This is a genomic window from Paenibacillus sp. JQZ6Y-1 (genome assembly GCF_040719145.1).
GTDB lineage: Bacteria > Bacillota > Bacilli > Paenibacillales > Paenibacillaceae > Saccharibacillus > Saccharibacillus kandeliae.
In genome coordinates, this window is sequence record NZ_JBFDUZ010000001.1 from 297,367 (window position 1) to 309,777 (window position 12,411).

General features: G+C 48.8%; 7 protein-coding genes. All 7 read left to right on the forward strand.

From position 1 onward, the window contains the following. Nucleotides 1-3 precede the first annotated feature (3 nt). The 7 genes from ABXR35_RS01205 (at nucleotide 4) to ABXR35_RS01235 (ending at nucleotide 12,267) form a co-directional block, all read left to right on the forward strand. Complete coding sequence (locus ABXR35_RS01205; RefSeq protein WP_367054323.1) at nucleotides 4-3,195, forward strand: beta-galactosidase; 3,192 nt, start codon at nucleotides 4-6, stop codon at nucleotides 3,193-3,195. Nucleotides 3,196-3,493: 298 nt separating this feature from the next. Then, on the forward strand, nucleotides 3,494-4,924 hold the full coding sequence (locus ABXR35_RS01210) for an alpha-L-fucosidase (RefSeq protein ID WP_367054326.1): 1,431 nt from the start codon (nucleotides 3,494-3,496) through the stop codon (nucleotides 4,922-4,924). A 642-nt stretch (nucleotides 4,925-5,566) separates the two neighbouring features. After that, nucleotides 5,567-6,631 (forward strand): response regulator, encoded by a 1,065-nt coding sequence (locus ABXR35_RS01215; RefSeq protein ID WP_367054329.1) that lies wholly within the window; start codon nucleotides 5,567-5,569, stop codon nucleotides 6,629-6,631. After that, nucleotides 6,628-8,520, forward strand: coding sequence for a cache domain-containing sensor histidine kinase (locus ABXR35_RS01220; RefSeq protein WP_367054332.1), 1,893 nt, complete (start codon nucleotides 6,628-6,630; stop codon nucleotides 8,518-8,520). The genes ABXR35_RS01215 and ABXR35_RS01220 overlap by 4 nt, the downstream gene beginning before the upstream one ends. A gap of 307 nt (nucleotides 8,521-8,827) precedes the next feature. Further along, nucleotides 8,828-10,342, forward strand: coding sequence for an ABC transporter substrate-binding protein (locus ABXR35_RS01225; protein WP_367054335.1), 1,515 nt, complete (start codon nucleotides 8,828-8,830; stop codon nucleotides 10,340-10,342). A 93-nt stretch (nucleotides 10,343-10,435) separates the two neighbouring features. Continuing rightward, nucleotides 10,436-11,347 carry an ABC transporter permease gene (locus ABXR35_RS01230; protein WP_436669341.1) on the forward strand — a complete coding sequence of 304 codons (912 nt, stop codon included), beginning with the start codon at nucleotides 10,436-10,438 and terminating at the stop codon, nucleotides 11,345-11,347. Nucleotides 11,348-11,361: 14 nt separating this feature from the next. Beyond that, nucleotides 11,362-12,267: a carbohydrate ABC transporter permease gene (locus tag ABXR35_RS01235; protein WP_367054338.1), complete on the forward strand. Its 906-nt coding sequence runs from the start codon at nucleotides 11,362-11,364 to the stop codon at nucleotides 12,265-12,267. The last annotated feature ends 144 nt before the right edge of the window (nucleotides 12,268-12,411 follow it).

Here is a 12,411-nt window from a genome sequence, read left to right on the forward strand (position 1 = left end):
TGCATGAATTCTATTCCATCCAATGATTCTTCTGTATTGCGCACCGTTGTGTTCTATGATTCCGATTTTCCGTTTGATGGGCAGCGTCCGAGTCAGCAGCAGCTTGCCGCGTTTGGCAGTGAGGTTGTTATCACCAATGCGGCTGGGCTGAGTGAGGCGCTGACACAGGCAGATGTATATGTACATTTGCAGGGCAGTTATTTTCCAAAAGAAGCATGGCATGCCATTTTGCAGCATGTACGGGATGGCAAGGGGCTGGTACATTTGGGCGGCGTTCCATTCCGTACGCCCGTGCGTCAAACGGAGCAGGGCTGGCAGCCAGAATATGACCAGACTGCGTATCATCAGCAGCTTAACATTCACGAAGCATTGCCGGTAGATGCAGCGCCGATTGTACATTACGTCGCTAGCAAGGAGATTCCGTTGTTGTCTGGTCAGGAGCAGCTATTTGCCGTGGAGGATACATGGGGATTGGTCCTGCATGTGACCAAGATAGACGATCATCCGGGTCAGGGCGGTTCTAGCGGTCCGATGGATGCGCATATCTATCCATTGCTCAAGGGCATCTCGCATGATGGACGCGAAGTGGCAGCGCCCGTTGTCCTGCTGGAACATACGAAGGGTGATTTTGCTGGTGGACGCTGGATTGTTGCCAATCAACTGGCAGGAGAGTCGTTCTGGGAACATGGCATAGCTGCACTGTTGGACTGGGCACAATTCGCCGCTCGCGGTGTAACCGAAATCTGGGTGAAGCCGAATTATGCTAGCTACGATCCGGGCGAGCGCCCCACACTGACGATTCAATTGCAAAGCTTACAGCGTCATGCGAGTGGCGGAGAAATGGATGGTGATTGGACCTTTGCACTAGCATTGCACAAGATCAATGATCATCAAGTTTCCCAGCAAAACCAACTTTCTGCTGAAGAACAAGGCGTAAGCAGCGAATCTTCACTCTGGAGTCATCAACTGACCATTCCAGCTTTCCGTGAGCTGAATTTTGTCAAAGTACCTGTGAACCTAATCGTGGAGCCGGGATATTACGAGCTGGATGTGACCATCACGTCACCGCAAGGAGATGTACGGCATGCCCGTCAAGGCTTCTGGGGATTCGATGCGGAGTTGCTGTCAGAGGGCGAGATGCTGACAGTAGACCGCGATTATTTCCGCAAAGAAGGACGACCACTGCCGATTGTCGGTATGACCTATATGACCTCCGATGTAGCGCGCAAATATCTGTTCCTGCCGAACGCCTCGGTCTGGGATCGGGATATGCTGCAAATGAAAAACGCAGGTATTAACTATTTGCGGACCGGAGTATGGACGGCGTGGCGCTACATCATGTTCGTCGATGGGCATCCGTATGAGGAAGTGCTGCGGGCGATTGACGCTTTTATTTTGACTGCGAAACGACATGGGTTAGAGCTAACCTTTAACTTTTTCGCCTTTACCCCAGAGCAGTGGGAAGGCGTGAACCCGTATCTTGATCCGCGTAGTGTGGAGGCGCAGAAACGCTTTATTTCCGCAGTGGTTACGCGGCATAAGGATACTGCCAATCTGCATTGGGATCTGATCAACGAGCCATCCATGTTCCACCCTGACAAAACATTCAGCGGACCGCAGCCTGTGTATGATCGCTTTGAACTGGAAGCGTATCGGAAGTGGGTGCAGCAGCGCTACAACAACGATATTGCCGCTGTACAGGAGCGCTGGAATATGACGCCTACCGAGCTGCCTGATTTTGCCGCTGTACGCCCAGTAAGCCCAGATGAAGTCAGCTTCCGCACCACATCCATTTATCCGAAAAAAGGCAATCGTTGGCTCGATTACAGCCTGTTCACGATGGATATGCACAATCAATGGGCGAGCGAATTGCGTACGATGATCCAATCCATTCAACCGCGCCAGCTGGTGACGGTCGGGCAGGATGAAGGTCTAGCAGGGCAGCGCCCATCGCCACTGCTGTACGCCGAAGCGGTCGATTATACAACAGTGCATTCATGGTGGGAAATGGACGATCTCGTCTGGGATGGCATCCTAACCAAAACACTGCAAAAGCCGAATCTGATTCAGGAAACCGGCATTATGTATATCGAAACGCCAGACGGTCGTGCCAAGCGCAGCGAGCAGGAGTTAAAGTATATTTTGGAACGCAAATATGCGTATGCCTTTTCCACTGGCGGCGCAGGCGCGGTGCAATGGATCTGGAATATTAACTTTTATATGCACAATGTGAACGAATCGAATATTGGAGCGGTGCGTGCCGACGGAACAGAGAAGCCAGAAGCGGATGTATCGTATGATTTTGGACGCTTTATGAATGAGATTCGCGATCTGTTTGAGCAGCGGGAATTGGAGCAGGTGGCGTTGGTGTATCCGTATTCCAATGACCTGTCTACGCGTAAACTAGCGCGTGCAGCAACCTCGAAGCTGATCCGTACGCTGACGTATGAGCTGAACGTGCATCCACGCGCATTTGGCGAGTATCATCTGTATGAGCTGGAAACCGGTACGCCACCGAAGCTGATCATCGTGCCAAGTGCGCATAATTTTAACGGTGAAGCACTTCAGCAACTGCTGGCATATGTGAAGCAGCATGGTAGTACATTGCTGTTTACCGGTCCGCTTGATCTGGACGAATACTGGCAGCCAGTCAACCGTTTGCCAGAGGTGACGGATCAGGCACCTCTGTCCAATGTACGCCGCGAGGAAGGATTACAGCTGGATGGCAAGATGCTATCGGTATCGTTTGGCGGGACACGGATTGCCGAACTGGTTAAGCAAGCGCCGCTGACTGGCATTGCGCAAGTGAAGCATATTCCGCTTGGTGCAGGCAAGCTTATCTGGAGTCCATTACCGGTCGAGTTGAATGACCGCACCGATACATTGCACGCATTGTATCAATATGCACTGACCGAAGCAGGTGCTGAACCGGAATTGTATTGGCAGCAAGGCGGTGAGTTGCCTGGTGTGTATGGACGCAAGCTGGATTTTGCCAAAGGAAGTCTGTTCATTTTCGTATCTGAATATGGCGATGATGCCGCTATCACCGTTACCAATCCATCCAATCAACAGCAATACAGCTTCACACTGGAAGCCGAGCGCACAGTCATGTTTGCTACAGATGGTGAGGGCAAGCTATTGTCTACCTACCGTCCGCATGAAGTGAATATCCAGATGAAGGAAAGGATCCTATGAAATAAAGAATCATATCAAGTAAAGATGCGTATGAAGGAAGACGCGCCTAACGTAACCATGCAAGTATAACTATGAAAGTAAAGTCCATGTTCAAGCTAACCCAGCATTATTATGAAAACAACATGTACATGCCGATGCCCTGTCATTGCATCCATTCTGCCACACAGGGCATCGGCTTTTTGGCAAAAGTGAAAAATGATCCACTTAATATAAAAATCATCCCGCAGTAAAAAGGAACGGTACCTGTAATACTGTTATAAAGAACATGAATGGATCATCATGGGGGAGGCAATATAACATGAGCGATGGAAAAGACACAGCATTCACGGACAAAGAACAAGAGCAGATCGATAAGCTGCTGGAAGTGCAGGGTGGTGTGCACAATTACAGCAGCGAGGACTCTTGGGTCAAACCGGAAGACCCGTACTTGCTAGAACGACTGGAATGGTTCAAAGACCAAAAGCTGGGGCTGATGATGCACTGGGGACCATATTCGCAGCTAGGCGTAGTCGAATCATGGGCATTGAGTGATGATGACGGCGACTGGTCGCGTGACGGCATTGACTGGCAACCGGATGCGCAGGAGCTGAAGCGAGAATATTTTGGATTGAACAAGACCTTTCATCCGATTCGCTTTCAACCGGATATGTGGGCAGACTTGGCAAAAGAAGGTGGCTTCCGCTACCTGAATTTTACGACCAAGCATCACGATGGCTTTTGCATGTGGGATACCCATACAACCGATTACCGGATTACAGGCAAGGATACCCCTTTCCATACCCATAAATATGCTGACATTGTGGGCAATCTGTTCAACGCATTCCGCGAGCGTGGACTGGCGATCTCCGCCTACTTTTCCAAAGCTGACTGGCATACGCCGTACTATTGGGCAGATGGCATGGAGCGTGGACAGCATAGCTGGCGCGGACCAAGCTACGATCCACATCAATACCCGTGGCTGTGGGAGCAATTTGTCCAGTTTACTCATAATCAGATTGAGGAACTGCTGACCAATTACGGTCGCGTAGATGTACTGTGGCTCGATGCGGGTTGGGTACGCGCTGGCAAAGGCGGACAGGATATTCGTCTTGGCGAAATTGTCGATAAAATGAGACGGCACCAGCCGTGGCTGCTATCCGCGGACCGCACCGTAGGCGGTCCATACGAAAACATCGTCACACCAGAGCAAACCGTACCAGAGCACGCCATGTCCATTCCGTGGGAAAGCTGCGTCACCATGGGCACATCGTTCTCTTTCCGCTACGAAGATCAATACAAATCCGTACGCGAGTTGGTGCACCTGCTCATGGAGATCGTCTCCAAAGGTGGCAACCTCGCACTGAACGTAGGTCCACAACCCGATGGTCGCCTACCCGAAGGCGCCATCGCTCGCATCAAAGGACTGGGCGCATGGCTCAACACCTACGGCGAAGCTGTCTATAGCACCCGCAGCTGCGAACCTGCCTATACCAACAATTGGGCATTTACAGCCAAACCGTCCGAAAACAAAGTGTACGCTACCTATCTCTACACCAACGAACAAACCCAAGTCCCAACCGTACACACGATCCCTTACAAAGGAACGATCCAATCCATCGACCTACTAGGCGAAAGCATCACTCAATCCCTACCGTTCCAACAAACTACCGAGGGCATCGAAGTCCATCTACCACAAACAACAAACACCGAAGCCCCCATCGCCCACGTCTTCCGATTGCATACAATCTAAACACATAAACAATCATCACAACATACTCAAGACCACACAGCCCCACCCAAACCAGCCCAAAGGCTGGTTTCTTTTCCATGCAGCCAACAACCAAGACTCTACAAAGCTCCAATAGAAATTCAAGAATCCCTTAATCAATCCAAGACATATTCAGACAGCTACTCAATCCCACTCAATCGAATTTCAATAAAACCAATCCAGTTTCAAAAGATTACCCTACACTATTCATTCTTCTGCCCTTCCTGCCCAAAAACCTACATGCTTGCTTCTGTGTTATTGATGCAAGCATCGCGGAGCGGAGGGAAGGAAATAAGGGAAAAGGACGACTTACAGTGTTTGTGATTTTCAAACACGGAGTTCAATGAAAAGCGATTTTTGCAAAGCAAAATATCTTACAGCTTTGGAGGTGCGGGAATCTTCATTCCTTCCCAATCCTAAAGATTCCCGCGGCTCCACCGGAGTCCCGTTCCCTTATTCCTTCCCGCAGTGAATGATGCCAACCCATCCAAAACTAAAGTAAAAACATGTGCAATAACATGATTCAGTATGTCAGAACTATTGCCACGTTTCTACAAATAACGGTAAGATATGAACAATTCCCATTCCTTTCGACAAAATCCTTAACATACAGAAGGTGACCACATGAGAGTATTACTTGTAGACGACGACGTCATTGTCACAAAAGGATTACGCAACATCATCCCATGGCACGAGCTGAACGCTGAGATCGTAGGCGAGGCACGCAATGGCAGCGAAGCGCTAGAGATTGCATTACAGCGCCATCCTGACCTAATTATTACCGACATCAAAATGCCTATTATGGATGGGCTGGAATTGTGCCGCCGCATTCATGAGCAGATGACTGATACCGCCATTGTATTACTAAGCGCGCATGAGGACTTTGATTATGCTCGGCAAGCGATGCAATATGGCGTCCAGCAATATATCGTGAAGCCTGTTGCCCGGCCGGAGATTGAACAGCTAACTCAGTATGTACGCGAACTGGCACAACGGCGTGGGCAGCGGTTGGATCATTATCATTCCCTGTTTGGCAAAGAGCTAGAGCAGCGCTGCACCGAAGCATGGCAGGCGGGCGATATGCAGTTTTTTCAACAGCTGTTTGATCACCAGCTGGCAGCCGAGTTACCACCATCAGAGGTGAAGGCGCTCTGTATTCGCGTGCTGAATCTGCTGTTTGATTTTAATGACCGAATTGCTGGTGCGTCGTTAGGAGTCAGAGCAGAGTATATGGATCGACTGCTGGATCTGAAAACGTCACCCGAAGTAATCGCCTTCACCTGTCAATGGTGCAGCACGATGGGCAAGCTGGCGAGTGAGAAAAAAGATACCCGTCAGCATGCGCTGGTCGACTACGTGAAGCAGCATGTGCAGGAGCATATTCACGAACCGGATTTGTCGCTCGCGAGCATTGCCGTGCGGCTAGATCGCTCACCAGCGTATGTGAGTGCGGTATTTAGTCAGAATACAGGCGTCAAGCTGGGCAGTTATATTACATCGATTCGGATGGAAATGGCACGCCGCTTACTGCTTGATCCGGCAGTACCTGTATATGCGGTATCGGAGCAGCTTGGATTTCTAGATTCGCATTATTTTGCCCGTGTATTCAAAAAGCAGGAAGGCATGACCCCGTCGGAATATCGCAATCTCTACCTAAACGGCAATTCAGCAACAGGAGCGTGGTCATGAAAGGGGCTGGCGGCTTGCGCGGTTGGCTAGCGCGAACCGGTATCCGTGGCAAAATCGCTGTCTTGTTTATCGGGGTTATTACGCTGACAGCAGTGTTGTCGAATGGTATTTTGTATATCGTATTTACCAGCATTATGCGAGAGCAGCTGCTAGAGGATCAGCAGAATATCATGCTACAAAGCCGCAACAATATTCAAAATGTCGAGACCAGCATTGATCAGGCAACCTATTACTTTTCTACCGACAAGACCATCGCCGATATTCTGAATCAATCGGCGACAGACGATATTGAGCGTTATCGCAATCTGAATATTATGAATCAGCAGTTTATCAAATATCTGGATGTGCCGCTGAGTAATGTGGTCAACTCATACTCGGCGCTTTTTTTTGTCAGTGATACCTCGGCAGTAGCACAGACACTGCCGACCACCAGCTTGCAGCTGCTGGGCAATTTGTCGGATTTCGGTGGCAACCGCTTTTTCAGTCCACAGCTAGCAGCGGGAGAAGCATGGTACAAGCGCACTGTGGAATTACAGGGGACGCTGAATATTTTCTATGCCGATGGCGATCAGGAGCATGTGTATGTCGCTAAGCAGGTGCGCAACCCCCTGATTATAAACAGCAATAACGAGATGGGCGTCGTTGTGATCGCTATCGACAAAAATGAATTTGGACGCCAGATCGAGAATTCACAGCTCACGAGTGGAACCCGTATGCTGCTGGCAGATCAGACAAATCGGGTGCTATATAGCAATGATCGATCTTGGACTGGCGTGCAGATTACTGAGGGTGGACAGCTATCGCCGCTACTGGAATACGCCGATGTGGGCGGCAGCACGGATCTGAATTACAATCATACCTCGTATATCGCCGACATTTATCCGCTGAAATGGGGCTGGAATCTGGTCGCGCTCATTCCGTATAGCGATGTAACAGAGCGCTTGTCGATCATTCGCTATCTGATCGCTGGCATTACCGGATTGGTTATCGTGGTCGGTGTAGTGCTAACACTGATCGTATCCAATAGCATCGCCCGTCCCGTGATCAAGCTTGCCAATGTGATGAAAAAGATCAAGGACGAGTCCAATATCGACGTCTTTATCGAGCCACCTGAGCAAAATGAAGTCGGTGTGTTATACCGTCAATTCAACAATTTGATGCAGCGAATTAACGGTCTGGTCGATGATGTCGTACGCAGCGGCGAGCGGGAGAAGCAGGCAGAGATGAAGGCATTGCAGGCGCAGATCAATCCGCATTTTATATACAATACGCTGGATTCGGTCAATTGGCTGGCACTCAGCCGTGGTGAGGATGATATTGCGACGATGGTATCCTCGCTAGCAGCCATTCTGCGCTACAGTATCCGCGAACCGGGGGAAAAGGTTCCGCTAGAGCAGGAGATCGACCATGTACGAAACTATGTGAGCATTCAGCAGATGCGATATGGCAACAATTTTGACGTGCAATACGATGTAGATGCTAGGCTGTATCGGTATCCAGTGCCGAAGTTCATTATCCAGCCATTAATCGAAAATGCCATTCAGCACGGAACTGAACGTCACCACGGACAAGGGCATATCGTGCTGCGCGCTCAGATTATCGAAGATGGACGTATCGAAAATGAAGGTGCAACATACCTAGAAGATGCCCCGCGATCCTGCATCCAATTGATCGTCGAGGATAACGGACCCGGCGCAGATATTGATGCTCTGAATCATTATTTGAATCATCATCAGGAGGTATTACCTAGCTCCGACGGCATCGGCATTCGCAATGTTCATCAGCGGATTCGTCTGCATGATCATGACGAACGATATGGGTTACATTTTGAATATAAAAATGGAGTAATGAAATCTATCATTACCCTTCCGTATGAGGAGAGAAAATAACGCTTACCATAAAAATATACACCTTATCTAAAAAAAGTACGCTACCTATGCTGCCATTGGTAGGTGATAATAAGTCTATACACAAGAAACGACAACAGAGCTGATCAATGGTCATTGCGACTCTATTCCGCTCCTGCCCTTCCGGTTGTATTCCACACCGGAAAGTCAAATGATAATGCTGTAAACAACGATTTGATGACATCAATCGGTTATCGTTAGGTATTTACAGACATTATATCCGGCAAAAGGGCAATATCAACATCCGCATCATGTTTAGTTTGGTACAAGACGAAAAGGGGATGAAGCAATGCTGCACAAATCAAAAGCCTGGTCCTTGAGCCTGGCGGTACTCCTATTGCTGTCTGTCGTATTATCCGCATGTGGAGGCTCGGATGAAAGTTCGGCTACTGGTGCCAACGGAGAGCTTGCTCCGGTTGAGTTGGTCTTTTACAACTATGCGACACCGATGAAGGGGCAAGAACGCGTCCTGCAAGAGATCAACAAATACTTGAAGGAAAAGATCAATGCCACTGTCAAAGTGGTCACTATGGAAGGCAGCGATTTTGAAACGAAAGTTCCAGTCATGCTCGCTTCCGGTCAGCCGATGGATATCGTGTTTACCAGCTCGTGGACAAATAACTATCTGTCTAATGTATCCAAGCAAGCGTTCACCCCACTGACTTCCTTAATGGATCAATACGGTCAGGACCTTAAGAAAACCGTACCAGACACACTCTGGAAAGGCATGACCGTCAAAAATGAAATCTATGCCGTTCCAAGCTACAAAGAAATCGGTCATCAGGTGGGCGTGCTGATGCGCAAAGATCTGGTGGACAAATATAAGATCGACACCTCTAGCATTAAGTCGTGGAAGGACATGGAGCCAATCCTGAAAACGATCCACGAGAAAGACCCTAGCATTCTGCCGCTCGACGGCTCAGAGGGCATGTATCGCTCCATTCCTGTGCAGCATATGTCGGGCGACTGGAATCTACCCGGCGTAATCAATGTCGGTGATCAGCCATATTACAACCGTTCCGATGACAAAATCTTTGATCAATACGAGACACCAGAATTTAAGGAGTTTGTAGAGACAGCATATCGCTGGAATCAAGCGGGCTATACACCAAAGGATGTAGAATACCAAAGCGAGAACGATTGGAAAGCTGGCAAAGTATTCGCTGGTTCCCTGCTGTACGCACCGAACTATGTGTACAAACGCAGCGCCCAGCTTGGCTATGAATTAGACTACCAGAACCTTGGCAAAGGCGTTGTCGAGACAAGCGACGTACAGGGTGGCGGCTTCGCGATTCCGCGCTCCTCCAAAAATCCAGAACGCGCCATGATGTTCCTCAATCTGCTATACACCGATCCGGTGCTGGCGAATATGTTCGTCCACGGTATCGAAGGTCAGGATTACCAGAAAGTAGATAATACCTTTATCAAGCCTGCGGAAGGCGTAGACCCACTGAACCCAGACTATGATTACGGATATGGCTGGATGTGGGGCAATGTGAACATTTTCTACTATGACCAATCGTATCCGAAGGATACACTGGAGCAATTTAAAAAGTTCGAGGATAATAACACGCCTTCACCAGCGCTCGGATTTAACTTTGATACGACACCGGTACAGACACAGATTGCGGCGATCAACAACGTGATCAGCCAGTTTTACCCGCCGCTTGTCAGAGGTACGGTCAACCCTGATCAGTACCTGCCGATGTTTATCCAGAAGCTGAAGGATGCGGGTGTAGATGAATTGATCACCGAGATGCAATCCCAGTATGATCAGTGGAAAACAGAGCAAACCAAGTCGTAACGCATCATATCACTATAGTAAGTAAGCGAGGGCGGGAGCAGCATTTCCGCCCTTTTGCTTTCACGACATCATCTGATCAACACAGGGGGAGAAATCATGACATTTCTGTACGAATTGCGTAAGCATGGGGCGCTGTTCCTGATGGCACTACCGGCATTGGTACTGTTGGTGCTGTTTAACTACTTACCAATGTTCGGTGTCATTCTAGCATTCAAAAACTATAACTTCTACGACGGCATTCTCGGCAGCCCGTGGGCAGGGCTCGACAATTTCAAATATCTGTTCAAAGGCGATGCGTGGCTCATTACGCGTAATACGCTGCTGTACAACTTTGTGTTTATTATCGTAGGTCTGGTGCTATCGGTAGCGATGGCAATTGTGCTGGATGAGATTCGCAGCCGCTTTCTATCCAAGACATATCAGACGATTCTGATTATGCCGTACTTTCTGTCATGGACGATTGTGGCGCTGATCTTTTACGCCTTTCTGAGTGCAGACAAAGGGATTATCAATCAGATCATCTCGTCGCTCGGCTTTCATCCGATCAATTTTTACACGGAAACGACGTATTGGCCTTACATCCTCGTATTCGTCTTTTTCTGGAAAAGTGTTGGCTACAACAGCATCATCTATCTCGCCTCTGTCACTGGCATCTCGCCCGATTATTATGAGGCGGCAACGATCGACGGTGCGAACAAATGGCAGCAGATTCGCTACATCACGCTGCCATGCCTGAAGCTGATTATCATCATCATGACCATCCTCAGTATCGGCAAAATCTTTTACGCTGACTTTGGGCTGTTTTATCAGGTGACGTACAACTCAGGGGCGCTATATCCGGTCACGCAGGTCATTGATACGTATGTATACAACGGTCTGACCACAATGGGCAATTATGGCATGACCGCGGCTGCTGGACTGTATCAGTCGTTTGTTGGCTTTGTACTCGTCCTCTTCACCAACTGGGTTGTCAAAAAAATCGACCGTGACAGCGCGCTGTTCTAAAAGGAGGCTGCACCATGGAACAAACATCCAACCGTTTTAATCAACTGCCGCGCAGCTGGAATCTGGTGTTCAATGTCATTCTGGTTGTGTTGTGCATCATCTGTATCATTCCGATCATTCTCGTGTATGCCATTTCCTTTACCAGCGAATCCAGTCTGGCGGCAAAAGGATACCAGTTCTGGCCCTCGGAATGGAGCCTAGCGGCGTACGGGTATATTTTCCGTAATGGCGATCAAATTATTCAGTCGGCGTATGTGACGATTGGTGTGACCGTGATCGGCACGCTGTTCAGTCTCATCGTCACCGCACTGTTCGCGTATGTACTATCACGTCGTGATTTTCGTTATCGCAATATTATGGCGTTCTTCCTGTTCTTCACGATGCTATTCAACGGTGGTCTGGTGCCGTCGTATATCGTGAATACGAATGTACTGCATCTGGGCGACTCATTCTGGATTCTGATCCTGCCATATTCGCTTAGTGCATTCAATGTCATTATTTTGCGGACCTTTATGCAGCAGTCGATTGAGACGGCGATTCTGGAAGCAGCGCGGATTGATGGGGCAGGGGAGTGGTATATTTTCGCACGGATTGTTCTGCCGCTGTCCAAGCCCGGTCTAGCGACTATCGGATTGTTCACACTGGTAACATACTGGAATGACTGGTTTCTCGGTCAGCTGTACATCACCAATCCGAAGCTGGTCAGTCTGCAATATATGCTGATGAAGCTGCAATCCAATATCGACTTTGTGACCAATAATGCGACCTCAGCAACCAACAATATGCTGATGGCACAGATTCCGGCAGAAGGAGCACGCATGGCGATTCTAGTCATCGTACTAACACCGATTCTATGTGCGTATCCATTTTTCCAAAAGTATTTTGTCAAAGGTCTGACGATTGGCGGGATCAAAGGGTAAGCGATAGTTCGATGTATACGTAGTGGCATGAATCCAACAGAACGACTGGACTTTATAATATGTAACCACACGAGAACAGCATAGGTTTTTACAAAGATATATGGGTTGTTATGAAGATATAACGAAAAAACCTTATCAGCGTGT

Bases quoted from the DNA above. Each gene is read 5' to 3' on its own strand.
- ABXR35_RS01225 (WP_367054335.1), top strand. From the start codon at position 8,828: ATGCTGCACAAATCAAAAGCCTGGTCCTTGAGCCTGGCGGTACTCCTA.
- ABXR35_RS01235 (WP_367054338.1), top strand. From the start codon at position 11,362: ATGGAACAAACATCCAACCGTTTTAATCAACTGCCGCGCAGCTGGAAT.
- ABXR35_RS01220 (WP_367054332.1), top strand. From the start codon at position 6,628: ATGAAAGGGGCTGGCGGCTTGCGCGGTTGGCTAGCGCGAACCGGTATC.
- ABXR35_RS01205 (WP_367054323.1), top strand. From the start codon at position 4: ATGAATTCTATTCCATCCAATGATTCTTCTGTATTGCGCACCGTTGTG.
- ABXR35_RS01210 (WP_367054326.1), top strand. From the start codon at position 3,494: ATGAGCGATGGAAAAGACACAGCATTCACGGACAAAGAACAAGAGCAG.
- ABXR35_RS01215 (WP_367054329.1), top strand. From the start codon at position 5,567: ATGAGAGTATTACTTGTAGACGACGACGTCATTGTCACAAAAGGATTA.